Annotated in this window: 22 protein-coding genes; 6 read left to right on the forward strand and 16 right to left on the reverse strand. The window is 70.6% G+C overall.

Annotated features, from left to right (window positions below):
• Positions 1-89: 89 nt before the first annotated feature.
• From G6N16_RS02715 to G6N16_RS02735, 5 genes are all read right to left on the reverse strand, one after another.
• On the reverse strand, positions 90-608 hold the full coding sequence (locus tag G6N16_RS02715) for an RsmA family anti-sigma factor (RefSeq protein WP_133052909.1): 519 nt from the start codon (positions 606-608) through the stop codon (positions 90-92).
• 33 nt (positions 609-641) lie between these two features.
• Positions 642-1,193, reverse strand: a complete 552-nt coding sequence (gene sigM, locus G6N16_RS02720; protein WP_083030172.1) for an RNA polymerase sigma factor SigM — start codon at positions 1,191-1,193, stop codon at positions 642-644.
• Positions 1,194-1,257: 64 nt separating this feature from the next.
• Positions 1,258-4,680: a murein biosynthesis integral membrane protein MurJ gene (gene murJ, locus G6N16_RS02725; RefSeq protein WP_083030171.1), complete on the reverse strand. Its 3,423-nt coding sequence runs from the start codon at positions 4,678-4,680 to the stop codon at positions 1,258-1,260.
• Positions 4,677-7,115, reverse strand: a complete 2,439-nt coding sequence (locus G6N16_RS02730; RefSeq protein ID WP_179961172.1) for a DUF6049 family protein — start codon at positions 7,113-7,115, stop codon at positions 4,677-4,679. Before G6N16_RS02730 ends, murJ begins: the two co-directional genes overlap by 4 nt.
• The gene (locus G6N16_RS02735) at positions 7,112-7,900 is read right to left on the reverse strand and encodes an NUDIX hydrolase (protein WP_179961173.1); all 789 of its coding nucleotides are present in this window, start codon (positions 7,898-7,900) and stop codon (positions 7,112-7,114) included. Before G6N16_RS02735 ends, G6N16_RS02730 begins: the two co-directional genes overlap by 4 nt.
• 306 nt (positions 7,901-8,206) lie before the next feature.
• Between G6N16_RS02735 and G6N16_RS02740 the strand changes: the two genes are divergently transcribed.
• The gene (locus G6N16_RS02740; RefSeq protein WP_083030169.1) at positions 8,207-9,667 is read left to right on the forward strand and encodes a CCA tRNA nucleotidyltransferase; all 1,461 of its coding nucleotides are present in this window, start codon (positions 8,207-8,209) and stop codon (positions 9,665-9,667) included.
• A gap of 84 nt (positions 9,668-9,751) precedes the next feature.
• Positions 9,752-10,270, forward strand: a complete 519-nt coding sequence (locus G6N16_RS02745) for a pullulanase (RefSeq protein WP_083030168.1) — start codon at positions 9,752-9,754, stop codon at positions 10,268-10,270.
• Between the two features lie 11 nt (positions 10,271-10,281).
• On the opposite strand, the gene G6N16_RS02750 is transcribed toward G6N16_RS02745, so the two are convergent.
• From G6N16_RS02750 to G6N16_RS02760, 3 genes are read right to left on the reverse strand one after another with little or no spacing between them, the layout of a single operon-like run.
• Positions 10,282-11,625, reverse strand: coding sequence for a flavin monoamine oxidase family protein (locus G6N16_RS02750; RefSeq protein ID WP_083030167.1), 1,344 nt, complete (start codon positions 11,623-11,625; stop codon positions 10,282-10,284).
• A gap of 49 nt (positions 11,626-11,674) precedes the next feature.
• Positions 11,675-12,448: a TIGR03084 family metal-binding protein gene (locus G6N16_RS02755; RefSeq protein ID WP_083030166.1), complete on the reverse strand. Its 774-nt coding sequence runs from the start codon at positions 12,446-12,448 to the stop codon at positions 11,675-11,677.
• A gap of 36 nt (positions 12,449-12,484) precedes the next feature.
• Positions 12,485-13,765, reverse strand: coding sequence for an MFS transporter (locus G6N16_RS02760; RefSeq protein WP_083030165.1), 1,281 nt, complete (start codon positions 13,763-13,765; stop codon positions 12,485-12,487).
• Positions 13,766-13,900: 135 nt separating this feature from the next.
• Between G6N16_RS02760 and G6N16_RS02765 the strand changes: the two genes are divergently transcribed.
• Positions 13,901-14,506 carry a YqgE/AlgH family protein gene (locus tag G6N16_RS02765; protein ID WP_083030164.1) on the forward strand — a complete coding sequence of 202 codons (606 nt, stop codon included), beginning with the start codon at positions 13,901-13,903 and terminating at the stop codon, positions 14,504-14,506.
• A gap of 21 nt (positions 14,507-14,527) precedes the next feature.
• Here the strand turns inward: G6N16_RS02765 and G6N16_RS02770 are convergent, their stop codons facing one another.
• Together G6N16_RS02770 and G6N16_RS02775 are read right to left on the reverse strand one after the other, a co-directional pair.
• Complete coding sequence (locus G6N16_RS02770) at positions 14,528-14,884, reverse strand: hypothetical protein (RefSeq protein ID WP_083030163.1); 357 nt, start codon at positions 14,882-14,884, stop codon at positions 14,528-14,530.
• A gap of 57 nt (positions 14,885-14,941) precedes the next feature.
• A complete protein-coding gene (locus tag G6N16_RS02775; protein WP_234805784.1) occupies positions 14,942-15,874 on the reverse strand; it encodes an LpqN/LpqT family lipoprotein in 933 nt (310 codons plus the stop codon).
• A gap of 225 nt (positions 15,875-16,099) precedes the next feature.
• Here G6N16_RS02775 and leuS point away from each other — a divergent pair, with 225 nt between their 5' ends.
• Positions 16,100-18,961, forward strand: a complete 2,862-nt coding sequence (leuS, locus tag G6N16_RS02780) for a leucine--tRNA ligase (protein ID WP_083030161.1) — start codon at positions 16,100-16,102, stop codon at positions 18,959-18,961.
• A 10-nt stretch (positions 18,962-18,971) separates the two neighbouring features.
• Here the strand turns inward: leuS and G6N16_RS02785 are convergent, their stop codons facing one another.
• Positions 18,972-19,637: an SDR family oxidoreductase gene (locus G6N16_RS02785; protein WP_083030160.1), complete on the reverse strand. Its 666-nt coding sequence runs from the start codon at positions 19,635-19,637 to the stop codon at positions 18,972-18,974.
• A gap of 76 nt (positions 19,638-19,713) precedes the next feature.
• Between G6N16_RS02785 and ggh the strand changes: the two genes are divergently transcribed.
• Positions 19,714-21,054, forward strand: a complete 1,341-nt coding sequence (gene ggh / locus G6N16_RS02790) for a glucosylglycerate hydrolase (RefSeq protein WP_083030159.1) — start codon at positions 19,714-19,716, stop codon at positions 21,052-21,054.
• A gap of 8 nt (positions 21,055-21,062) precedes the next feature.
• On the opposite strand, the gene G6N16_RS02795 is transcribed toward ggh, so the two are convergent.
• The 5 genes from G6N16_RS02795 to G6N16_RS02815 all read right to left on the reverse strand — a co-directional run bounded on the left by G6N16_RS02795 (position 21,063) and on the right by G6N16_RS02815 (position 25,414).
• A complete protein-coding gene (locus tag G6N16_RS02795; RefSeq protein ID WP_083030158.1) occupies positions 21,063-21,554 on the reverse strand; it encodes a MarR family transcriptional regulator in 492 nt (163 codons plus the stop codon).
• 66 nt (positions 21,555-21,620) lie between these two features.
• Entirely contained in the window at positions 21,621-22,517 is an 897-nt protein-coding gene (locus tag G6N16_RS02800; protein WP_083030157.1) for an Rv0045c family esterase, read from the reverse strand.
• A 98-nt stretch (positions 22,518-22,615) separates the two neighbouring features.
• Positions 22,616-23,719, reverse strand: a complete 1,104-nt coding sequence (locus G6N16_RS02805) for an inositol-3-phosphate synthase (protein WP_110810790.1) — start codon at positions 23,717-23,719, stop codon at positions 22,616-22,618.
• A gap of 53 nt (positions 23,720-23,772) precedes the next feature.
• The gene (locus G6N16_RS02810; protein ID WP_083030156.1) at positions 23,773-24,318 is read right to left on the reverse strand and encodes a PadR family transcriptional regulator; all 546 of its coding nucleotides are present in this window, start codon (positions 24,316-24,318) and stop codon (positions 23,773-23,775) included.
• 247 nt (positions 24,319-24,565) lie between these two features.
• Positions 24,566-25,414: a DUF1707 SHOCT-like domain-containing protein gene (locus G6N16_RS02815; RefSeq protein WP_234805783.1), complete on the reverse strand. Its 849-nt coding sequence runs from the start codon at positions 25,412-25,414 to the stop codon at positions 24,566-24,568.
• Between the two features lie 70 nt (positions 25,415-25,484).
• Here G6N16_RS02815 and G6N16_RS02820 point away from each other — a divergent pair, with 70 nt between their 5' ends.
• A complete protein-coding gene (locus tag G6N16_RS02820; protein WP_083030203.1) occupies positions 25,485-25,910 on the forward strand; it encodes a DUF5318 domain-containing protein in 426 nt (141 codons plus the stop codon).
• Positions 25,911-25,996 lie beyond the last annotated feature (86 nt).

Here is a 25,996-nt window from a genome sequence, read left to right on the forward strand (position 1 = left end):
GGCACGGTCTATATCGCTGTGGTCATGATGTCAAACACCAGGGTAGGGCGTGATGTTCCCGGTTCGCCGGGCGGTGCAGCCGCCTGCGGCTATGGCCGTTGGGTGAATGCGGTGGCCGCGAGCCGGCCGGTGTCGGCCGCACTGCAGGTCGGCGCGACCGCGACGGCGTCGTAGCTGTCCGGCTGGTCGCCGGCCAGCACCAGCAGGATCGCGTTACGCCCGGCGACCCGGATCTGGCTTCCGCCGAGGACCGGGGTGCCGCTCGGATAGCCCAGTCCGGTCAGGCAGGCCGCGCGCCGCCGGCCGTCACTCAACGGGCCCAGATCCGCCGGCTGATCCAGCAGATCCTGCAGCTCCGGTATCGGCAGCGGTACCCGGGTCGGGTCGACGGTGATGTGTTGCAGGGAGGCGGGGGCGCCGTGCATCGACGCGCCGGTCGTGCGCAGCGCCATCGGAATCCCAACGGCCGCCGCTGCGACGACGGCGGCCGACCCCACCCAGGCGGTCGCCCGGCGCCGGGGTGCGTTGGTGCCGCGGGCGGCGTGCGTCGGCCCGGCGTGCGCGGCGGTGGCGCCGTCGGATGGGGTATCGCCGGAGGATTCGGCCACGCTGGCAGTCTCGGCCATGGCCGGGATCGGCGTTCAGCGGGGGTGCGGTGCGGCATCGCGCAGCACGTCGGCCAGCCGCCGTCGTCCCCGGGCCCGCCGGCTCTTTACGGTGCCCTCGGCGATGCCGAGCAGCCGGGCGGCGCCGGCCACCGACAGGCCCTGGATGTCGACGGCCTCCACCGCGCTGCGCTGCTCGGCGGGCAGCGTCATCAACGCACTGTGCACCGAGATCCGGGTGTCCGAGCGGCCGGTGCGGTCCGGGACCGCGCACATCCGCTCGTCGAGCACCTCGGTGCTGTGGGTCCTGTTGTGCCGCAGCCGGTCCAGACACGCATTGAGCACGATGCGATGGAGCCAGCTGCCCACGGCGGCCTGCTGCCGGAAGGTGGCCGCACCCCGGTGCGCCGACAGCATGGCCTCCTGCAGCGCATCCGCGGCGTCCTCCGGGTCGCGCACCAGGTTCACCGCCAACCGGCGCAGCCGCCGGTGGTGCCGGAAGTACAGCTGCGCGAACGCATCCCGGTCACCGGCCGCATGGGCGGCCAGCAGGTCGGCGTCACTGCGCTCACCGGGGATCGGGTCCACGGCGGCAGATTATCGCCGCCCAGCGCGTCGGGCACTTCGCTGCGGCCCGCCCTGTGGATGAAGCTCAGCCGGCCGCGTTCACCACGATCTCGGAGACCTCGGTCCGGTTCTTCCCGGCAGTGGTGCCCATCGTCGAAATCCACAGCAGCAGATCTGAGGTAGGCGCGGAGGCATCGACCTGAATCACGTTCTTGCCCGGCTTGAGAGTCACCGGCTGCGTCAGCGCGGTGGTGTCGTCCAGGGTGCCCGGATGCGAGTTCGGCGCGGACCGGACCTGCACCGCGGTCCCGGTGCTCGGGACCGTCACCGTCACCGTGCCCACCCGCGTCGGCGACGGCAGTTGCAGCAGCAGGCCGACACCGTTCTTGAAGTTCGGGAACGGTGTCGAATCGGTGTAGGTGTCGGTCGACCACGCGGAGTTGGGGTTGCCGTCGATCGCCTTGTCGGCGTCGCCGGGCATATCCGCTTCGCCCTCGGGCGAAAACACGGTTGCCCTAACGGGTTTGACCACCGCGCCGGTAGGTGCGTTCGGCTTCGCTGATTGCGACAGCGAGGGGGCGTTGGTGAACAGGGCGTCGTTGCCGGTGCCGCCGTAGACGTCACCCAGGATGGACCGGAGCCAGAAGAACAGCGACAGCAGCGCCACCAGCAGCACGGTGACGCCGATGGCCCCACCGATCAGTACGATCTGCCGCCGCCGCTGCCGCACCTCCTCGGGCACCGCCGGGCCGGCCTCGGGGGCAGCCGCGGGCGCCGAGGGCCGCGGCGGTTCGTCGGCGGCCGGGGCGACCGAGTTGAGCACCTGGGTGCGGTCGGCGATGGCGGTCGCCTGCTGCAGCAGGTTCAGCATCGTCGGCGCGGTCCGGATACCGCCGGACTGCTGGGCGGCGCGTACCGCCGCGGCTGAGATCTGGAACGGGATGGACCGGTTGACCAACCGCGGTTCGATCGGCTCACCCGCGGCATCGGTGTCCGCAGGCAGCAGTCCGCTCGGGGCGCCGGTTTCCGGTAGCGGCCAACGGTCGATCAGCAGGGCATACAGGGCGGCACCGGTCCCGCGGATGTCATCCTCCGGGGTGGCGCCGGGCAGGGTTGCCGGAAACGCCAGCGCCACATCGCCTTCGATGCTGACCCGGAGTCGGGCGGGGTGATCGATGGATAGCGCGACGCCGGCCTTGTGCGCGGAGTCGGCAGCGGCGGCAAGGGCCTGGATGGCGCGCGCCCCGCCGAACGGTGACGGTGCGGTGGCGGCGACCTCGGCCAGCGAGCCGCCGCGGATCCACTCCGACACCACCAGTCCGCCCTCGTCGGTCTCGGTGACGTCGAGGATCCGGGCGATGCCGGACCCGGTGATCCGGCCCAGTCGCTGGGTGCGCGCGAGGATGTCCTGCAGTTCACCGGCGGCCAGGGTGTGTTCGGGGTCGATCAGGGTCAGTGCGACGGGGCGTTCCAGCGCTGTGTCGACGGCCTGCCAGAACTGCAGCGGCGCCGGGCCGCCGTGGAAGGTCAACAGCCGGTACCGGCCGTTTCCGACGGTGGTGCCGGCCAGTTGGTGGGTCTCCTCGGGCACCGGCGGCTGCGGATCGGCGGACGCCCGGTCGGTCGCCTGTGGGTCAGCAGACCCAGAACCAACCGAAGGAGTGTCGGTCACCACGGTTCCTTTCGCCGCCCCAGGTTCCGCGGCGGCCGTCGGTGCAGACGGCTGTTCGGGTCCGGGTGGATGGTTGCGGTCAGAATACGACAGTGTGTCGCGGGAGGACGCGGACTCGGCGCCGCTCAGCGAGGCGACGACGGGTTCGGGCGCGGTCGCTGCGGCCCCGCGCCCGAGGCGGCGGGCAAGTAGCGCGCGGGCCGCCTGTGCCTCGGGAACCCCGGCGAACACCAGGACCGCGATCACCACGGGGAGCATCACCACGCCCAGCACCATCAGCCTCAGCAACGAGCCCATGCCGCCGCCGTGTTCGGTCAGCGCGGACAGCCCGGTCACCCGATCCAGCGCGTAGCCGACAAGACCGGCCAGCACCGAGGCACCGACGGTGACCCACACGGTGCGCATCACCTGCCGGCCATAGAGCCGGCCGTGCGCCGGGCGCAGCGCGCGGCGTAGCAGCAGGTGCCCGAGAATCGCCCCGGCCACGAACCCCAGTCCGTTGGCCGCACCGAGGAACCCGGCGACCAGGTCCGGGTTGTCGGTGGCCAGCGGAGCCAGCAGCGACCCGACGATCTTGACGGCGGTGATGACGACGATGATCAGGATCGGGATCCAGGGCTGTTCGCGGGCGTAGAACACCCGCAACTGCAGCAGCACCATCGAATACGGGATCAGGGTGAACGCGGACAGTGTGATCGCCACCCCGAGGTAGTTCGCGTCGACGCCGCCGAACTTGCCGTAGGCGAACAGCGCCGAGCCGATCGCCGGTCCGGCGACCGTCATGAACGCGACGATCGGGATCAGGGTGATCATCTGCAGCCGGGTGGCCAGCGACAGGTCGGCCAGCACGCCGTCGGCGTTGTCGGAGGCGGCGTTGCGACTCAACCGCGGCATCACGACGGTCAGCACGGTGACGCCGATCATGCCGAACGGCAACATCAGGACCAGCCATGTGTAGTTGTAGATGGCTGGGCCGGAAGCGGCTGCGGTGCTGGCGATCTGGTTCCCGATGACCAGGCCGAACTGGCTGATCAGCACGTAGAGCACCATTGCGGCGGCCATCGCCCCGAATCTCTTCAGGCGGTCGTCGATGCCCCACAGCGGACGCAGGCTGATCCGTTGCCGGCGGATCGCCACCAGCAGCACCGCGGTCTGGGCGACCACACCGAGGGTGGTGCCGATGCCGAGGACCAGCAGCTTGGTGTTGCCCATCCGGACGGGGTCGACGGAAAGTTCGCCCGGGACCACCAGATACAGCACCAGGGTCAGGATCGCGACGAGATTGTTGACCACCGGCGCCCAGGCGGGCGGACCGAAGATGTTGCGGTTGTTCAGGATTGCCATGTACACCGAGGACAACCCGTAGAAGATCACCTGCGGCAGAAGCAGATACGCGAACGCGGTGGTGAGAGGCTCGTTCACCTGCGGGTCGCGGCCCAGCATCATCTCGACCAGCAGCGGTGCGGCGGCCACCGACGCGATGGTTGCCACCGCGAGCAGCGTTGTGGCGATGGTCACCAGGCGGCGGATGAAGGCGGCGCCGCCGTCGGGATCGTCGCGTTCGGCGCGGGCCAGCACCGGCACGAAGATCGCGGTGAAGGTGGCCTCCAAGACCAGGGCGGCAACCAGATTCGGCAACTGGTTGGCGACGGTGAAGGCACTGGAGAGGGCGGCGCCGAGGATCGCGGCCAGCAGCACGATCCGGATGAACCCGGTGATGCGGCTGATCAGGGTGGCGAAAGCCATGCCCCACGAGCGGGATACCACCGCGGCGTCGGACAGTTCGCGCCGCTGCGTGATCGGCCCGGAGTCGGGGGTTCGTGGTTGCGGCGTCATGCGTCGTCCTCGGGAGCGGCGGCGGTGTTCGGGCGCCGTCGCCGGCTGCGCCGGACCGGGCCGCGGGCTGGGTCGGTGTGCGGGGGCGGCGGTGGGTCGCCGTCGGGGTCGGGCCGGTCGCGGTCGGGCAGATGGGGTTCCGGCGGAACCAGATCCGCGCGGTCGGGTTGTCCGTGGAAGCGGTGCCAGAGCCGGCGGCCGGTCAGGATGGCCAGGGTGACACCGGCGATCAGCGTGATGAAGAACAGCACCTTGCCGTAGGCGTTGGAGTGCAAAGACAACCGGACCGGTTCGCCCAGCGGCAGCCCGCCGGGGGTCTGCAGGGAGACGTCCACCGCGAACCGCTGGGTGAAGTGCACCTCGATGGGCACCTGGATCGGCCGAAAACCGCCCGGGGGGACCTCGAGTTCACCCAGGTCGGTGACCTTCATCCCGGGTGGGCCCTCGACGAGCAGCCGCACGCGGACCGGCACCGCAAGATCGTTGCGCAGCACCAGCGGCAGCGGGCTGCGTTCGGTGGCCAGGGTGTAGGACTCGCCGGGATTGACGATGGTCACCCCGTGCTGCAGGTCGTCGATGGTGGCGCCGACCACCCCCAGCGACGCGCGGGCGGCGTCGTTGCGCTCGGCGTCGGGACGGGATTGACTCAATGCGCGAGGCCAGTCCTCCCGCAGCGGTGCGGTATAGGACAGGCCGGTGAGGCCGGACTGCGGATCGGTGCCCAGCGCCGACGTCAGATTCCACAACCGGGCGTCCTGGTCGGCGATGGTGGCGGTGACGTCGTCGTCGAACCGGCCGGCCGGGGTACCCGGTTCGACCTCGGCCTCCGGCTGCGGCGGCAGGCCGGCGGTCTCGGCGACCACGCTGGACAGCGGCCGGGGCACCGCGATGCCCGAGGACAGGGCGGCGGCCAGCGCCCGCAGCAGCGCGGGGGCGTCGTCGGGCCCCACCCCCCAGGTGGGTGGCGGCACCACGATCTCGGTGCGCGGCGTGACGGTGCGGTCCAGGCTGCGCCACAGCAGCGCGCCCATCGCGTCCAGGCGCCGACCCGTCGCGGACCCGGTTGCCGGCAGCGCCATGCTGGGGTCGAGATAGCTGGGGGTGACGGGAGTCCCGACCGCACCCAGCGTGGCGGCGACGGCGGGGTCGAATCGGGCCAGGGTCACCCGCGGGGCGACTCGGGCCGGGCGGACGTCGGCGGTGGCCGGGCCGCCGGTGGCGGCGTCCACCGCCCCCGCCTCGGCCGGGGCGATCGCGACCGTCGCCGGCCCGCTTCCGAGCAGCGCGACGGCATCGGGGTTCAGTGGGGCGTCGCCGAAGATGGTTGCCTCACGCAGCGAGCTGACACCGAGCAGCCGGTCGACGAGATCGGCCGATCCGGTGGTGACCTGGGTCGCCAACCGCTGTTCGCCTACCCGCTGGACGGCCGCCAGATCGGCCTGGCCGAACGGCAGGGCGACCACGCACAGGTGCGACGCCAGGGCGCGCAACCGTTCCAGCCAGCCGGCCGCCGCGGCCTGCCCGGTGCCCGGTCGGCTCGCGCCTCGGCCGTCGGGGGAATCGGTGACGACGTAGTCCCCGGTCATGGCGTTCACCGTGATGAGCAGGTCCGGGTCGATCGCCAGGCACAGCGAACGGCCCAGCTGGCCGTCGGGGTCCGCGGGTGGCGCGGTGGCGGCCTCGGCCGCGGACACCAGGACGTCCAGCCGCCCGCCGGGGGCCAGCTCGGTGGCCAGGTCGTCGTCGATGAGCCGGGGGGTGGTGCCACCGGGGATACCCGGGGCCAGCCGCGGCCGGTCGGCCAGCGGCCACAGCATGGTCAGAGGCACCGGTGCGGAGGTGTCCGGTGGGATCGGCGGCACGGGTGCGGCGGCTTCGCCGTCGAGTACTGCCGGGGCGGGCGACGGCACGCCGATCACCGGGAGTAGAAAGCGGGCGTCGGCCAGCCGCGCGGGGGCGCCGTAGTCGGGGGTGCCGTTGACATTGACCAGCAGCGGATACACGCCCGGGTTCTCCACGTCGAGCGACGGGGGAGCGGCGCGCAGCGGGTAGCGGAACGTCACCGCGGTGCGCTGACCCGGCTGCATCTCGGCGGCGACGTCGACGAACGGCCCGACCGCCGAGTACGCGGAGGTCGCCGCGTCGCCGAAGGTGGTGCGCAGTTCCGCGGACGCACTGATCGGGGCCGCGCGCTCCAGGCGTGCGACCACGTCGCGCACCGGCCGGTCACCGACGTTGGTGATGGTGGCGTCCACCACGACGTCGGCGTCACCGGTGACCGTCACGATGTCGGGGGTGACCCGGTCCAGCTCGATGATGAGAAAGGAGGTCTCGTCATTGTGCGCTTCGGCGGGGCCGACGACCACCGCCGGCAACAGCACCAGCGCGAGGGTGAGCAGGATCCGCAGCACGCGGGTTCGGCGGGCGGGGTTCACTGCGGAGGTCCGTAACCGTTGGTCCGGCCCCGGGTGGAGTCGTCGGGCCGGTGGTTACGGCTGCGGGAATGCGTTTGCGGCCGGCGCCGCGGGGTGCTGCGCGGCAGCGGAGGCAGGGCCGCCGGGCCGTCGGATTGCAGCAGGGTGATCAGTTCGTCGGCCACCTTGGCCAGCCGGCGTTCGTCGGCGTAGGCGAGCCGGGACCCGAGTTCGGTCAACGGCACCCAGGCCACCTGCGCGACCTCTCGGTCGCTGTCGGACAACTCACCGCCGGCGAACTGCATCAGGTAGTGGTGCACGGTCTTGTGCACCCGGCGGTCCTCGGCGACGAACCAGTAGTCGATGCTGCCCAGGGAGGCCAGCACCTTGCCCTCGATGCCGGTTTCCTCGGCGACCTCGCGAATGGCCGTCTGCTCGGCGGTCTCACCCTGCTCGATATGTCCCTTGGGCAAGGACCACAGCATCCGGCCGCGGCGGTCCACCCGGCCGATCAGCGCGGCCAGCTGGCCCTCCGGCGGGCCGTCCAGACCGTCGATGACCAGGCCTCCGGCGGAGGTCTCGTGGACGGTCCGCATCCGGTCGGGGCTGCGGCGACGGGAACGCGGCCGGCGGCGGCCGGCGGGACCGGCGCCCGGGGTCACGGGCGCGTTGGGGGTGGCGGGCTCGGCCGAGGGTGCGGGTGCCGCCGAGGTCTGTTCGGCGGCCGGGGCCGGGGACCCAGCGGGACGGCGGCCACGGCGACGGCCGCGGCGTCGCCGCGGTTTGGCCTGCTCACCGTCGGACACCCAAGCGATATTAGCGGTCAGCGATGTGGGTTATCGGCGGCAGTGGCCTCGTGCGGGAGCCGTTACCGGCTTGCCGTCAACCCGATATCAGGACCGGCAGCACGGGGGGAGGTCGGCGTTCGGGTCGTTGGGATCGCGGCGGCGGCGCCGGACGACGATGATGCCGACGATGATCGCCAGCACCAGTGCGAACAACACGTATTCCACAGCGCCTCCCGTCGCCGAACCGCCGGCACGATCGAGGATATCGGAGAATTCACCGCCGGAAGTGGGGTCGCCGGACCCGGCGAACTAGGCTGATCGACCGTGTCCGACGCCGAGAACAGCGCACCCGCGGAAGCCGACGCGACGCTGCTGGCGCGCGCGCTGGTCGCGCTGAACACCCACCGCGAACTGCTGGCGGAACTCGGCGGCCGCTTCGACGCGGCCGGGCACCAGCTGTATCTGGTCGGTGGCAGTGTGCGCGACGCGCTGATGGGCCGGCTGGGCACCGACCTGGACTTCACCACCGACGCCCGCCCGGAGACCGTCCAGCAGCTGCTGCGCGGCTGGGCCGAGGCGCAGTGGGACACCGGCATCGCCTTCGGCACCGTCGGTGCCGCTCGCGGCGGCCAGCAGATCGAGATCACCACCTACCGGGCCGACAGCTACGACCGAGTGACCCGCAACCCCCAGGTGTCCTTCGGCGACACCCTGGCCGGGGACCTGGTCCGGCGGGACTTCACCGCCAACGCCATGGCCGTGCGGATCACCGGCGCCGGGCCGGGCGAGTTCGTCGATCCGCTCGACGGGCTGGGCGCACTGCGCAACCGGGTGTTGGACACCCCGGCCTCACCGGAGGTGTCCTTCGGCGACGATCCGCTGCGGATGCTGCGGGCGGCACGCTTCGTCTCGCAGCTCGGGTTCACCGCGTCGCCCAGGGTGCGCACGGCGATCGAGGAGATGGCGCCGGAGATCTCCCGGATCACCGCCGAGCGGATCTCGGCGGAGCTCGACAAGCTGCTGCTGGGCGCGGACCCGGTGGCCGGCATCGAGGTGATCGTCAGTACCGGGCTGGGTGAGCAGATCCTGCCCGAGGTGGGTGCGATGCGGATGGCCATCGATGAGCATCACCAGCACAAGGACGTCTACCAGCATTCGCTGACCGTGTTGCGCCAGGCCATCGATCTGGAGGGGCCCGACGGCCCGGATCTGGTGCTGCGCTGGGCGGCGCTGCTGCACGACATCGGCAAGCCGGTCACCCGCCGGCACGAGCCCGGCGGCGGGGTCAGCTTCCACCACCACGAGGTGGTCGGCGCCAAGATGACCCGCAAGCGGATGCGCGCGCTGAAGTACCCCAAACAGGTCGTCGACGACGTGTCGCAGCTGGTGTATCTGCACCTGCGCTTCCACGGCTACGGCGACGGCCGGTGGACCGACTCCGCGGTGCGCCGCTACGTCACCGACGCCGGACCGCTGCTGGCCCGACTGCACAAGCTGGTCCGCGCGGACTGCACGACGCGCAACAAGCGCCGGGCCGCGCGCCTGCAGGCCACCTACGACGAGCTGGAACACCGGATCGCGGAGCTGGCCGCCCGCGAGGACCTGGACCGGGTGCGCCCGGACCTGGACGGCAACGAGATCATGGCGCTGCTGGGCATCGAGGCCGGCCCCGAGGTGGGCCGCGCCTGGCGCTACCTGAAGGAACTACGGATGGAACGCGGTCCCCTGGATCCCGACGAGGCCCGGGCCGCGCTGCTGGCCTGGTGGAACACCACCGAATCGTGACCTGACCGCTGCTTTCGTGACCCGTTCGTTGTTTCCCGTGAAACATGCGGAACCGCACGGGGTTCCGCCGCGTCTGAACCTGGTATGGACTACTGCCTGGGATCCGACGACGGTACGGCCGCGATCTTCGACGCCGCGCCGGACATCGACACCAACGGCGACGGGATCCTCGACGCCGTCGGGCTCGATCTGGACGGCGACGGACTGCGCGACGATGTGCTGCTCGATCTCGACGGTGACGGGCTGGCCGACCACGCCGGCTACGACGTGGACGGATCGGCGCCGCGATGGTGCACCGACGACGGATCCGGCACCTGGGCGCTGGCCGCCGAACCCGTCGTGCGCGGTTCACCGTTGCGCTGGACCGGGCTCGACGGTTCCAGCCACGAGGACGTCGGGCCGGTCGACGTCGACGGCGACGGACGCGCGGGGGAGCGGCTGTTCGACGACGACGGCGACGGGCTGGCCGATCGGATCGCTGGGACCGCTGAGGACGGCTCCGCGTTCGGCTTCCTCGACACCGACGGCGACGGGCGCTGGGATCTCAAGTTCGTCGACGTCGACGGTGACGGGACGGCCGACTTCGCCGGCCCGGTGAGCTGAGGTTCCCGGGTTCAGGACTCGCCGGTCCGGGACCCCTCCGGCTTGGCATCACCGCTGCCGAGGGCTTCGATGATTTCGGCGGCCACCCGGAGGCCGGACTGGATGGCGCCCTCCAGATACCCCGGGTGCTCGGTCGCCGTTTCGGTGCCAGCCCAGTGGATGTCGTCGACAGGAGCCGAAGCGACGGGGAGACACCCGGCCCGGGAGCCCGGTACCGGCAGCGACATGTACCCGCCGCCGGCGAATTCATCGAGGTGCCAGGACTTCTCGTGCCAGCCCGCCGGATCGAGGATGTCGGCCCCGAGATAGGGGACCAGCGCGCCGAGTAGAACCTCCCGGCGCGCGTCGGCAGACAGGCCGTCGAGTTCGCGTGCCTCCGGTCCGCCCACCAGAATGCACAGGTGACCGGGGCCGTCGGGTGGACTGCTGTCGAACACCGCCCGCCCCGGTCGCTCCAGCACGATGAATTCCGCGCCGTGGCGCTCCCGCCAGAACGGCCGCGGATACACCGCGATCGCCTTGTAGACCGACCCCATGTAGGTGTTCTGCTGGATCTCCGTCCGTTCGGCCGGCAGGGGTGGTTGGTAGTCGATACGCGCCGCCATCGGCGGCGGCACCGTCACGACGATCTTCTCGGCGTGGATCTCCGCCGACGGCGTCCGGACGGTCACCCCGCCGGGAGCGCGGGTGATCGACGTGACCGGCTGCCCCAGCCGGACCCGGTGACCGAGGTCGGCCGCCAACGCCTCGGGGATTGCGCCGATCGCCTCGACGAGCAACGAGTCCTGGGCTCCGCCCCGGGTTGCCAGAGCGGTCCGCAGGCCGCCCTGTCCGCGCAGCATGGAGATCGCCGCGTAGAGGGACATCCGGTCGAGGTCGGCGGTCCAGGAGATGGTGGCGAGGACGTCCAGCAGTCGCCGCGCGGTTCCGGGCACGCCGCGCAGCCACGATTGAACCGACACATCGTTCCATCGAATCGGGGTCGGGAACCGAGTGGCGGCTTCGACGGTGGCCAGAACCACGCCGGTCACCAACATGGTGGGACCGACGGTCCGTAGCCGACCGCCTCCGTCGAGGATGGTCGGCAGCGGCTGGGTGTGCATGGGGAACCGGGTGAGGCCGAGCTCGGTGGCCAGTGCCATCAGCCGGTGATGGTCGTGGCCGATCCACTGGCCGCCGAGATCTACCTGCGAACCCAGCGCGGTGGTTTCGCGCATCGCACGACCGCCTACACGGTCGGCGGCCTCCAGCACGAGGACCGCGACACCGTTGCGGTGTAGTTCACGGGCTGCGGTCAGACCGGACAGCCCCGCTCCGACGACGACAACCGTCGCCGCCTCGCGCTTCGCGCTCATCGGCCCTCGCTCAGGTTGCTACGGCTCGGAGGCGCCTCGCGCTTCGCGCTCACCGCCCCTCGCCGGGTGGCCCCGCGAAGGCCTGGGCGATACCCAGCCACTGCTGTGCGTCGGGCCCCACGGCCCGCAGGTCCAATTCCGCCAGCGGCCGACGCTGGGTCACCAGCGCACAGAAATCCGCCGCCGAGCCCGTCACCCGTTGTGCGGCGGCAGGGTCGCCCCAGGCCCACACCGCGTCGTCCGGACCGGCCAGCTCGACGTAGAACGGTTCCGACGGCGGGGTCAGGTTGTTGACCGCGTACGCGTAGTCGCGGGTGCGCACCCCCAGATGTGCGACCGAGCGAAGCCGCGGCGTCGCCTCCCGCTGCACCCCGAGAGCATCGGCGACGTCGAGCCCGTGCGCCCAGGTCTCCATCAGCCGCGCCGTCGCCATCGACGCCGCACTCATCGACGGCCCGAACCACGGAATCTTCTGCCCGTCGGGAACCTGCACCAGCGCCTCGTGCAGAGCCCCGCGCGCGCTCCGCCATTCCGCCAGGATCTCCTGCGGCGGCAGCGCAGCCAGTTCCTCGGCGCCCGCGTCGACGAAACCCGTCGGGTTCTGCCACGCCTGCGCCACGATGGCGGCGAAGCCGTCGGGATCGGTGGCGGCGACCAGGGCGACGCGATCGGTCCACAGCAGGTGCGCGATCTGATGCGCGATCGTCCAGCCGGGGGCCGGCGTCGGCTCGGCCCAGCGCTGCGGTGACAGGAAAGCGACCAGTGCGTCGAGGTCGTCGCTCTCGGCGCTCAGGTCGGCGACGATGCCCGCGATGTCCGACATCCGCCGAGCATATTCCGCGGCCCGCAGCGACCCGCGTCAGCGGGTGCGTGGCGCGGACAGGGCGTGTCCGGCCAGCCCGGCCAGATAGATCGCCGCGGCGGCGACGATCAGCCCGGGCGCGTGCCCGTCGGCCGGCATGAACGCCGCCGACGCGGTCACCGCGACGACGAACGCCGTCCAGAACAGCGAATCCTGCACAGCGAAGACGTGTCCGCGCAGGGCGTCGTCGACGTCGAGCTGCATGGCGATGTCGGCGCTGAGCTTGACCACCTGACCGGCCGCGCCCAGGAAGAAGCCGCACGCCATCAGCACCGCCGGTGCCAGCCCGAACCCCGCCAGTTCGACGACGACGGCGACGCCGAGCGCGGTGTTGGCGGTGCGGTAGCGGCCCCAGCGCCGGATGAGCGTCGGCGTCGCCACGGTGGCGAGAAAGGAGCCGGTGCCGGTGACCGCGACGAACAGCACCGCGGCACCGAAACCGGCGACGGCGACCGTCGAATCACCCGCGTGCCGGACCAGCATCAGCACCAGCAGCGTATTGATGCCGAAGGCCATCCGGTGCGCGGCCAGCCCGGTCAGCGTGGCCCGCACGCTGGGGATGGCCGCGGCGGTCCGCACGCCGTACCAGAGGCCGCTGGCCACCGTGTAGAACACCGAGCCGTGCACGGTCCGGGCGGAGTCGTCGGGGCCCAGCGCCCGGGGTGCGAAGCGCAGCGCCAGCAGCAGCGCGATGCCGATCGGCACGGTGGTGGAGAAGATGACCGTCGACGCTCCGGTGTCGTCGGCACCGAAGAGGTGCCGCGGAAGCAGCATGGCGATGGCGCCCAGGAAGGTCGCCACAGCGCCGGCGGCCGTCGCCACCGAGTTCATCGACACCACCTGCTCACGCGCGACGACGTGCGGGATGGCCGCGGACAGACCGGAGGCGACGAACCGGCCCAGGCCGTTGATCAGCAGGGCCCCGCAGAGCACGACGAGGTCGCTGGACCGGGTGGCCAGCAGCACACCCACCCCGACCAGCATGACCAGGCGCCCGGCGTTCGCCGCGACGAGCACCAGGCGCCGGTCCCACCGGTCCAGCAGCGCCCCGGCGAACGGCCCCAGCAGCGAGTAGGGCAGATACAGCACCGCGAACGCGCCGGCGATCGCCCACGGCGACGCCGCCCGCTCGGGGTTGAACAGCAGGGCGCCGGCCAGCCCGGCCTGGAACAGACCCTCGCCGAACTGGCTGGCGATGCGCAGGCCGAGCAGTCGGCGGAAGTCGGGCAGGACCCGCACCGAACGCCAGAGCCGGACAACCGCTCGGGCGTCGACCACAGCACCACTTCCTTGCCGGGAGTCCGGTTGGGCGGGGTTGCCAACGGGCGGTCCGGGCCGCGGGGTTCACCTTACAAATTAATTCCGGGTGCGCGGACCGCCGCGAGCCGTGGGCCCGGGTGCCATTATGGACAGATGGCCCAGCCGGAAGACCCCGAGGACTTCGTCGCGCCCGCGGCGCAGCGGGTGCGTGCCGGGACGCTGCTGTTGGCGAACACCGACCTGATGGAGCCGACCTTCCGGCGCAGCGTGATCTACGTCGTCGAGCACAACGACGGCGGCACCCTCGGCGTGGTGTTGAACCGGTCCAGCGAGACCGCCGTTTACAACGTGTTGCCGCAGTGGGCCGGGCTGGTCGCCAAACCGAAGACCATGTTCATCGGCGGCCCGGTCAAGCGCGACTCGGCGCTGTGCCTGGCCACGCTGAGACCCGGGGCCGACGCCAACGGGGTACCGGGACTGCGGCCCGTGCAGGGGCGCATCGCCATGGTCGATCTGGATGCCGATCCCGAGGCCGTCGCACCCTATGTCGAGGCCGCTCGGATCTTCGCCGGCTACTCCGGCTGGACCATCGGTCAGCTGGAGGGCGAGATCGAGCGCGACGACTGGATCGTGCTGTCGGCGCTGCCCACCGATGTCCTGGTCGAACCGCGGGTTGACCTGTGGTCGCGGGTGCTGCGCCGCCAGCCCATGCCGTTGGCGCTGCTGGCCACCCATCCCATCGACGTCAGCCGGAACTAGCGCCCTATCGGTTGCGGGCGACTACCCGCAGAGCTTGTCGCACCCCGCGCAGGACCCGGCGCACGAGTCCTCCTTGGTGGTCGAGGCCCGATCGGCGATCGCCTGCTCGGCGGCGGCCACCCGCACCACTCGCCAGGCGCCGGCCGCGACGGTGGCGAATGCACCGACGACGCAGATCCCCAGCACCAGGCCCGCCGACGGCGCGCGGGTGACGGCGGCGATACCGCCGGCCAGCAGCATGACGGCGGCGGCCAGCTCAGTCGGGGCCAGCGCGCGCTGCACGGCGGCGGCGTCACCGGACGGGGCCAGCAGGTGCCGCAGGCCGATCACCAGGGCCACCACGGCGGCGATCAGGCACAACACACCCGCGATCAGCATGACCTCAGCTTACGAGGCAGCGCCCACCGCGGGCCAATCGGCGGTGTGGGGCCGGGATCAGCGGGCCGGCACCGCCGCCGGGACCGCGGCGGGGGTTGCCGCCGGGACGGCCGGGTTGGCCGCCGGGACACCGGGCTGCGCCGCGGGCACCGAGGGTGAGGCCGCCGGCACGCCGGGTGTGGCGCCGGGGACGGCCGGCACGGCGGCCGGAGCCGCGGTCGGGTCGGCGACCCGGAAGCCGTTGATGATCGCGTTGGTGGCGTCCGCGCTGGCCACCACCTGCCCGACGGCGGTGTTCACCGACAGCGACACCAGGTACCGGTCGGAGCCCGCGGTGGCGATCACATGCCGTCGCGAGGTGTTGATCATGCTGTCGTTTTCCTTGTAGGTACCCTCCAGCAGCGACGACGGGAAGCCGTTGAACTCGGCGAACGACGCGTCGGTGGACTGCCAGTTCTTCAGCTTCTGGGCGTCGACGAAGCCGTGGCTGATGGCCTCGCGCGGGTCGAAGCTGCCGACCAGCTTGTAGACCACCAGCTGTGCGTTGGAGGTGTACAGGCCGTCGCCGCCGGCGCGGTCGGCGATCACCGCGAACGCGTCCGGCACGTTCGGGTCGGGCACCTGGCTCCAGCCGGCCGGCATCGGCAGGGTGATGGACAGCGCGGTGAAGTCCGCCGAGTGCTGCGGCTCCATCTTCACGTTGTGCTCGTGGAAGTAGTCTTCCAGCGTGCCGGAAGCGGCCGGCGCGATGGCCGCCTGGGTCGGGGTGGCGGCGACCGGAGTCGCGTTCTGGCCAGGTGTCGCGTTCTGGCTCGGGGTCGCGTTGACGGTGACGGTCTCGGTGACCGTGGCCGGCGCGGGACCCGGTGCCACCGGATCGGCCCACACCGGAGCGGGCGTGGTGACACCGGCGAGACCGACGACGCCCGCGGTGACCGCTGCGGCACCACCGGCGATGAACTGCCACCTACGGGCATTGAGAATTCGCACAGTTACCCTCCGAAAAATCCGCACGATCGATGACCGGACCGTCATGCTCGGTTTCGACTGTAGTTGGTGTCGCGGGTGCTCGACCAGTTCAGCCGGGGGCTGGGACCGAGATGGAACCAACTGCTGACCGGTGCGCGATCCAACCGATACCGCTGCGTTAGAACCGCCGGATGCTGGGCAGATGCGGTGGTGAAAGGAAGGTAACGGTCCTTATACCCTGACGGGGTGACCGATTCCGTTTCTGCTTCCGCACCGGGCTCCGATGTGCCGGCCTTCCGGTACACCGCCGCGCTGGCCGGTGCCATCGAGTCGGACTGGCAGGTGCGGTGGGCCGACGAAGGCACCTTCGACGTCCCCAATCCGGTCGGGCCGCTGGCACCGGCCGACCCGGCGGCCCTGCCGACGGACAAGATGTTCGTCCAGGACATGTTCCCCTACCCCTCCGGCGACGGACTGCACGTCGGGCACCCGCTGGGCTACATCGCCACCGACGTCTACGCCCGCTACTTCCGGATGACCGGCCGCAACGTGCTGCACGCCCTGGGCTTCGACGCGTTCGGCCTGCCCGCCGAGCAGTACGCCATCCAGACCGGGACGCACCCGCGGATCCGCACCGAGGCCAACATCGTCAACTTCCGCCGCCAGCTCGGCCGGCTGGGGCTGGGCCACGACTCGCGGCGCAGCTTCGCCACCACCGATCCGCAGTACTACAAGTGGACCCAGTGGATCTTCCTGCAGATCTACAACGCATGGTTCGACCCCGCGGTCAACCGGGCCCGGCCGATCGCCGAGCTGATCGCCGAATTCGAGTCCGGTTCCCGGACGCTGGACGACGGCCGGTCCTGGTCGGCGCTGACGGCCGGGGAACGCCACGACGTTATCGACGACCACCGGCTGGTCTACCACAGCGACTCGATGGTCAACTGGTGTCCGGGCCTGGGCACGGTGCTGGCCAACGAAGAGGTCACCGCCGACGGCCGCAGCGAGCGCGGCAACTTCCCGGTTTTCCGGAAGCGGTTGCGGCAGTGGATGATGCGGATCACCGCCTACTCCGACCGGCTGCTCGAAGACCTGGACGTGCTGGACTGGCCGGACAAGGTCAAGGCCATGCAGCGCAACTGGATCGGCAGATCCACCGGCGCATCGGTACTTTTCGGCTCCGCCGCCGGGGACATCGAGGTCTTCACCACCCGCCCCGACACCCTGTTCGGGGCGAGCTACCTGGTGCTGGCGCCCGAACACGAGCTGGTCGACGAACTGGTCGCGGATGCCTGGCCCGACGGCGTGGACGCCCGCTGGACTTACGGCGCACAGACCCCCGCGCAGGCGGTGGCCGCCTACCGCAGTTCGATTGCGGCCAAGTCGGATCTGGAACGCCAGGAGAACAAGACCAAGACCGGCGTGTTCCTCGGTGCCCACGCCACCAATCCGGCCAACGGACAACAGGTTCCGATCTTCATCGCCGACTACGTGCTCGTCGGCTACGGCACCGGCGCGATCATGGCGGTACCCGGCGGCGATCAGCGCGACTGGGACTTCGCCACCGAGTTCGGGCTGCCCGTCGTCGAGGTCGTCGCCGGCGGCGACGTGACCGAGGCCGCCTACACCGGCGACGGCCCGCTGGTGAACTCCGGGTTCCTTGACGGCATGACGGTCGCCGACGCCAAGGCCGCGATGACGCAGCGGCTGGTCGACGACGGCCGCGGGCGGGCCCGCACCGAATACAAGCTCCGCGACTGGCTTTTCGCGCGGCAACGGTACTGGGGCGAGCCGTTCCCCATCGTCTACGACGCCGACGGCCGCGCCCACGCGCTGCCTGTCGAGATGCTGCCGGTGGAGTTGCCCGACATCGCCGACTACTCGCCGACCATGTTCGACCCCGACGACGCCGACAGCGAACCGTCCCCGCCGCTGGGCCGCGCCACCGAATGGCTGCGGGTGGAACTCGACCTCGGCGGCGGCCCGCAGATCTACACCCGCGACACCAACGTCATGCCGCAGTGGGCCGGCAGTTCCTGGTACGAACTGCGCTACGTCGACCCGCACAACCCGGATACCTTCTGCGACAGCCGAAACGAGGCCTACTGGATGGGCCCGCGGCCGGCCGAGCACGGCGCAGGTGACCCGGGCGGAGTGGATCTCTACGTCGGCGGCGTCGAACACGCCGTGCTGCACCTGCTGTATTCGCGATTCTGGCACAAGGTGCTCTACGACCTCGGCCACGTCAGCTCCCGCGAGCCGTACCGGCGCCTGGTCAACCAGGGCTATATCCAGGCGTTCGCCTACACCGACGACCGCGGCGCCTACGTCCCGGCCGCCGACGTCGTCGAGCGCGACGGCCGATTCTTCTACGCCGGCCCCGACGGGGAGATCGAGGTCAATCAGGAGTTCGGCAAGATCGGCAAGAGCCTGAAGAACTCCATCTCACCGGATGAGATCTGCGACGACTACGGCGCCGACACCCTGCGGGTCTACGAGATGTCGATGGGCCCGCTGGAGGCCTCGCGCCCCTGGTCGACCAAGGACGTCGTCGGTGCCCAACGGTTCCTGCAGCGGCTGTGGCGCCTCGTCGTCGACGAGGAGACGGGCGAACTGCGTTGCACGGCCGGTGATCTCAGCGAGGACACGCTGCGGGCGCTGCACCGCGCCATCGCCGGGGTGTCCGACGACTACGCCGGGCTGCGCAACAACACCGCCGCGGCCAAGCTCATCGAATACACCAACCACCTGACCAAGGCCTATCCCGACGGGGCGCCCGCGGGTGCCGTCGAACCGCTGGTGTTGATGGCCGCGCCGCTCGCGCCGCACCTGGCGGAGGAACTGTGGCGCCGGCTCGGGCACGACGAATCGCTGGCGCACGGGCCGTGGCCGGTGGCCGAGGAGGCCTACCTGGCCGAGGACACCGTCGAATACCCGGTGCAGGTCAACGGCAAGGTCCGCGGCCGCATCACGGTGCCCGCCGACGCCTCCCGGGAGGCCCTGTCGGAGGCGGCGCTGGCCGACGAGAAGGTCATCGACTTCCTCGCCGGCGCCACCCCGAAGAAGGTCATCGTGGTGCCGGGCAAGCTGGTCAACCTGGTGGTCTGACCCGGCGGGTTCAGCGGGGGCGCACGATCACCTCGTGCACCACACCGTCCGGCGGGGTGTTGATGGCCTGGGCGACGACGGCCGCTACCGTCTCCGGCCGCAGGAACCGTTCCGGTCGATACTCGCCGCGCTCATAGGCCACCAGATCGCGCTGCATATCGGTATCGATGCGGCCCGGATAGACCGTCGTCACCCGCAGCTCGGGTTCGTCGGCGCGCAGGGAATCGGCGAAGGCGCGCAGCGCGAACTTGGTCGCCGCATACGACGCCAGCCCGGGCGACGGAGTGCGCCCGGCGCCGGAGTTGATGAACACCACGTGCCCCGAGGCCGCGCGCAGCGCCGGCAGCAGCGCAAGGGTAAGTCCCACCGCACCAAGGAAATTCACCTCCATCGACGCCCGCCACTCCTCGATCGACGTGTCGCCGACCCGGCCCGGGTAGGCCACCCCGGCGTTGTGCACCAGCACGTCGAGCTCGGCGATCACCTCGGTCGCCGACTCGACGGCCGCCGAATCGGTGAGATCCAGCGGCCAGGTCGGTGCACCGAGCCGCTCGGCCACCGCGTCCAGGCGTGCCGACGGCCGACCGGCCAGCAGCAGGCTGTGGGTGGGGGCCAGGGCTTCGGCGATGGCGGCGCCGAGGCCGCCGGCCGCTCCGGTGATCATCGCGGTAGGCATGTATCGCAGCGTAGTTCGCCGGAGTGAACCCGCCGGTCGGCGGGCGCGGGAGCCGCCGGGGCCGCAGAATAGGAGCGTGGCCACGGACCCGAGTTTCACCCCGACCCAGCTGGCGGCCCGCGCGGCGTACCTGCTGCGCGGCAACGACCTGGGCGAGATGACGACGGCCGCACCCCTGCTCTATCCGCACATGTGGAGTTGGGACGCCGCCTTCGTCGCCGTCGGTCTGGCCCCGCTATCGGTGGAACGCGCGGTCGTCGAGCTGGACACGTTGCTCTCGGCGCAGTGGCGCAACGGGATGATCCCGCACATCGTCTTCGCCAACGGCGTCGACGGCTACTTTCCCGGGCCCGACCGGTGGGCGTGCTCGGAGTTGACAGACAACGCCCCGACGGCCCGCGCGACGTCGGGTATCACCCAGCCGCCGGTGCATGCCATTGCCGTGCAACGGATCCTGGAGCGCGCGCGGTCTCGCGGGCGCTCCACCCGCGCGGTGGCCGAGGCGTTTCTCGATCGGCGGTGGGCCGATTTGGTGCGCTGGCACCGGTGGCTGGCCACCGCCCGTGACCCCGAGCAGCAGGGCCGCATCACCATCTACCACGGCTGGGAGTCCGGCATGGACAACTCGCCGCGCTGGGACGGGGCGTACGCCAACGTCATTCCCGGGCAGGTGCCGGCCTACGAACGCGCGGACAACCACATCATCACCGATCCGCAGCAGCGGCCCACCGACGCCGAATACGACCGGTACATGTGGCTCATCGAGGAGATGAAGGCCGCCCGCTACGACGACGAGCGGCTGGCGGCGACGATGAGTTTCGCGGTGCAGGACGTGTTCGTCTCGGCGGTTTTCTCGGTCGCCTGCACGGTGCTGGCCGAGATCGGCGAGGACCACAACCGGCCGCTGGCCGACATCCGCGATCTCTACGCCTGGGCCGAGCGCTTCCGGACCGGGGTGGCCGGGATGAGCGACGAAAGAACCGGTGCGGCACGCGATTACGACGTGCGTGCGCAGCGGTGGATCGCGACGGAGACGCTCGCGCAGTTCGCGCCGCTGCTGTGCGGTGCGCTCGGGCACGAGTGTGAACGGGTGTTGCTGAAACGGCTGGAGGGGCCGCGGTTCGTCGGGCATCCGGATCTGCGGTACGCGCTGATCCCGTCCGCGTCCCCGGTGTCCCGGGAGTTCCGCCCCCGGGAGTACTGGCGCGGACCGGTCTGGCCGGTGATGAATTGGCTGTTCTCCTGGGCCTTCGCCCGCCGCGGCTGGGCGGAACGCTCACATGTGTTGCAGCGCGAGGCGTTACGCCAGGTCAGCGACGGCAGCTTCGCGGAGTACTACGAGCCGTTCACCGGTGAGCCGCTGGGCAGCATGCAGCAGTCCTGGACGGCGGCCGCCGTACTCGACTGGCTGGGCTGAGGAGAAGGTCAGGACTCCCGGCCGGCGGGTCCCAGCGCCAGGCGTTCCAGCGGGCCGATGGCGTTGCGGATCGCGGTGATGTCCTCGGAATCCAGCGCGTGCAGCATGGTGACCAGTGCGGCGTGGCGAGCGTCGAGGGACTCCCGGTGCTCGGCGTGCCCCTTGGGGGTGATGTCAACCAGGACTGCCCGCAGATCCGACGGGTCACGGCTGCGCTTGACCAGGCCGAGCTTCTCCAGGCGGCGGATGGCGACGGTGGTGGTGGGGGTGCGCACCCGCTCCCGGGCGGCCAGTTCGGTCATCCGGATCGGGCCGGTTTCCAGCAGGGTGACCAGGATGGATAGCTGAGCCAGCGTTAGTTCGCCGGCAGCGGCGGTCGCCGCGCGATTGGCGTCGCGGCGGCGCAGCACCGAGAACAGTTTGGTCAGCGTTCGCTGCAAACCCTCGGCAATATCCGCCAGATCCGGTTCGACGGCCGTGACGGCTTCGCTCTCAGCCATAGTTTGAGAGTCTAACTGGCCAGTGCTGCGTGGGTTCGGAGGTCAGGCATCTCGGTCCGGTTCCGCTCACCCGGCGGCCAGCAGGCCGCGCAGAATGCGGATCAACTCCAGGGGCTGGTCACCCTGCACGGAATGCCCGGCGCCGTCCACCACGATCGTCGCCCGGAACCCGGGTGCAGTCGCGGCGAATTGGGAGGCGTCGTCGTCGTTGACGAAATGCGAATGTGCGCCGCGCACCAACGTCGTCGGCATGGTAATGGCGGGAACGTCGTCCCATAGGCCCTCGAAACCCGCACCGGTGCGGAACGAGTCGTAACGCCAGGTCCAGCTGCCGTCGTCGAGTCGGCGGGCGTTGTGGAAAACACCGCGGCGCAGGGACTCACGACTGCGGTGCGGAGCGGCGGCGACGGTCTCGTCGAGCATCTCGGTGAAGCTGGTGAAACTGCGCTGACCCTGCACCAGGGCGACCGCACCCAGTTGCGCCTTGGTCATCTCCTCGTGCCGGGCCGGTGCCGACGGGGTGACGTCGACCAGCACCAGTTCGGGCACCAGGGCCGACTCGGTGGCCGCGATGCGCAGCGCGGTCAGCCCGCCCAGCGACATGCCCACCACCAGGCGGGGCCGCGGCGCCAGTTCGCGCAGCACCGGGGCGACGGTCTGCGCGTTCAGCCGGGGCCCGTAGTCGCCGTCCTCCCGCCACGCGGAGTGGCCGTGTCCGGGCAGGTCGACGGCCAGGGCGGGCAGCCCGAGGCCGACGATGACGGTGTCCCAGGTGTGCGCGTTCTGCCCGCCGCCGTGCAGGAACACGATCTGCGCGGGATCGGCGCCCCAGGCCAGCGCGCTGATGTCGCCGTGTTCGAGCCGCTGGACCGGCGGCAGCGGCCCGTCGTGTCCGGCCTGGGCGGCGTTCTCGGGCAGCAGCGCGAACTCGTCGAGGGCCAGCAGTTCGTCATCGGAGAGCACGCCTCTTTATACGCCGGGCCGCAAACGAAAACAGTGCGGCCGCCCGGAGTGGGCGACCGCACCGCATGCTCGACGGGAATTACCCGCTGTTGTAGCGGCTAGCCTTCGATGAACGTCTCCAGCTCGGCGCGCGCGACGTCGTCGGCGAGCTGCTTGGGCGGGCTCTTCATCAGGTACGCCGACGCCGGGATGATCGGGCCGCCGATACCGCGGTCCTTGGCGATCTTGGCGGCGCGCACCGCGTCGATGATGATGCCGGCGGAGTTCGGCGAGTCCCACACCTCGAGCTTGTACTCCAGGTTCAGCGGCACGTCACCGAAGGCGCGGCCTTCGAGGCGGACGTAGGCCCACTTGCGGTCGTCGAGCCACGCGACGTGGTCCGACGGGCCGATGTGCACGTTCTTGTCCTCGATCTTGCCGGCCAGCGAGCCGGTCAGGTTGGAGGTCACGGCCTGGGTCTTGGACACCTTCTTGGACTCCAGGCGCTCACGCTCGAGCATGTTCTTGAAGTCCATGTTGCCGCCGACGTTCAGCTGGTAGGTGCGGTCCAGGGTGACGCCGCGGTCCTCGAACAGCTTGGCCATCACGCGGTGGGTGATGGTGGCGCCGACCTGGCTCTTGATGTCATCGCCGACGATCGGCACACCGGCGTCGGTGAACTTCTTGGCCCACACCGGGTCGGAGGCGATGAACACCGGCAGCGCATTGACGAACGCCACCCCGGCGTCGATGGCGCACTGGGCGTAGAACTTGTCCGCCTCTTCCGAGCCGACCGGCAGGTAGGAGACCAGCACGTCGACCTTGTTGTCGCGCAGCACCTTGACCACGTCGACCGGCTCGGCGTCGGACACCTCGATGGTGTCGGCGTAGTACTTGCCGATGCCGTCCAGCGTCGGGCCGCGCTGCACGACGACGTCGGTCGGCGGCACGTCGGCGATCTTGATGGTGTTGTTCTCGGAGGCGAAGATCGCCTCCGAGAGGTCGAAGCCGACCTTCTTGGCGTCCACGTCGAACGCGGCGACGAACTTCACGTCGCGCACGTGGTACGGCCCGAACTTGACGTGCATCAGGCCGGGCACGTTCGAGTTCTCGTCGGCGCCGGCGTAGTACTGCACGCCCTGCACAAGCGAGGACGCGCAGTTCCCGACGCCGACAATGGCGACCCGCACATCCGTCGACGTGGTCACGGTGTTCTCACTCATGGATTCTCCTTTGGTGGATATTGCTGGGGTGTGGTCTTGGGGGCGGGCCGTGCTCACATCGGCTCCGGGGTTACCTGGTTGCCGCGTTCGGCGGCGATCAGTTCGTTGAGCCAGACGACCTCGCGCTCGCTGGACTCCAGGCCGAGCTGATGCAGCTGGCGGGTGTAGCGGTCGCGGGACCCGGCCGCTCCGGCCACGGCCTCGCGCAGGCCCTCGCGGCGTTCCTCGACCTGACGGCGACGGCCCTCCAGGATGCGCATCCGGGCGTCGGCCGGGGTGCGGTTGAAGAACGCCAGGTGCACGCCGAAGCCGTCGTCGGTGTAGTTCTGCGGTCCGGTGTCGGCGACCAGCTCGGTGAACCGGGCCCGGCCGGCGTCGGTGAGCTGGTAGACCCGGCGCGCCCGGCGCACCTTGACGGTGCCCAGCGGCGCGGCGTCCTCGACGATCAGCCCGTCGGCCTGCATCCGGCGCAGCGCCGGGTACAGCGAGCCGTAAGAGAAGGCGCGGAACGCACCGAGCAGCCCGGTGAGGCGTTTCCGCAGCTCATAGCCGTGCATCGGTGATTCGAGCAGGAGACCGAGGATGGCGAGCTCAAGCACGCGTACACCTCCTCGGAAATCGGGTTGCGCCGTTACGGCGGATCAACAGCTCGGCAAATAGTATCGCTCCGATATATTCGCGCGCAAAATGTGCGCCCCGCGGCGGTCAGGCGGGGTTGGCGCAGCCGTCGGCAGACATTCGCCCGGCGTTCACCCGCCTTCGCGTTCATCCAGAACGTACGCAGGGATTTTTCGTGAAATCTCGGCGTGGACTCTGCCTCGATGGCGAGAGCGAGATTGCCGCGGCTCAGGACGGCGGGTACATCCCGCGGACGGTGCCGTCGGGGGCGAACCTGATGTAGCCGCTGCTGCCGAAGGTCGTGGAGATGTACGCCGACAGTACGACGGCGTCCGGCGTGGACGGGTCCGCCGATGGTTCGACGATCAGGTAGCGGTCTTTGACGTCGGCGGAGTCGATGCCCAGCGACTGCGGCGCCCCGCGCAGGATCCCGATAGCCCCCGTGTAGTCGAAGGCGCCCAGGTCCACCAGACGGTCGTTGGAGCTGCGGGTGGTGGTGCTCGGGTCGCCCCAGCCGCCGCGGTAGGACACGGTCAGCGAGCGGCGCTGATCTGTCGGATCGGGCCGGGTCAGCGAGGCGTTGGTCGGATACACCACCAGCCGGTAGCCGTTGGTGTCGCCGAACCGCTTGCGCATCTGCTCGAACATCCCGGTCAGTCCCCCGAGGGAGTGCAGCTCCCGGGGCGGGGTGAGCACGATGGGTGTCACCCCGTCGGGTTTTTCGCCCGGGTCGGTGGTGAAGTCCAGCGGCGAGCTGGAGTTCCCGTACATCCCCCAGCCGAGTCCGACCCCGAAGACCACCAGCACTGCCGCCAGCCCGATACGCAGGCCCCACCCGGGTGGCAGCGGCCGGACCCGGGGCCGGGTGCGCAGGTGGGGCAGCTGCACCGGCGCGTTGTCGGTCTGCAGATCATCGGTCAGGGACTGCAGGTCGCCCAGCGTGGTGGCGGTGGTGGCGGCGGTCACCCGCAGCCGGTGCTCCTCACCGGAAAGTTGGCCGTCGGCCAGCGCGCTGTCGAGCACAGCGCAGGTGTTGTTGCGGTCGCTGTCTTTGGCGCGGGTGCGCGGAGTTGGCACAAGTATGGATCGTAGGGGGCACGCCCCGGTCGCGCCTCGATGATCGGGGTAGCGACGTACTCTGGTGGGCGTGCGATTGCAACGGCAGGTAGTGGACTACGCGCTTCGGCGCCGGTCGCTGCTGGCCGAGGTGTACTCCGGCCGGACCGGGGTCACCGAGGTGTGCGACGCGAATCCGTATTTGCTGCGAGCCGCCAAGTACCATGGCAAGCAGAGTTCGGTGATGTGCCCGATATGCCGGAAGGAACCACTTACGTTGGTGTCCTGGGTTTTCGGCGACCATCTGGGTCCGGTTTCCGGGTCAGCGCGCACCGCCGAAGAGCTGGTGTTGCTCGCGACGCGCTATGAGGAGTTTGCTGTTCACGTCGTGGAAGTGTGTCGGACTTGCAGTTGGAATCATCTGGTGAAGTCATACCTGTTGGGATTGCCCCAATCCCCCAAGGGCGCTCCGCGCACCCGGGCGGCGCGAAAGGGCGCACGTACCGCCAGTGAATGATCAGACGAACACTCCGCCACAGCGACCCCACCCGGAGAACGAACCGCAGCGGCCGGATCCGGTGACCGGCCCCGCCCAGGGTCCGA

This window comes from Mycolicibacterium insubricum, assembly GCF_010731615.1.
Classification (GTDB): Bacteria; Actinomycetota; Actinomycetes; order Mycobacteriales; family Mycobacteriaceae; genus Mycobacterium; species Mycobacterium insubricum.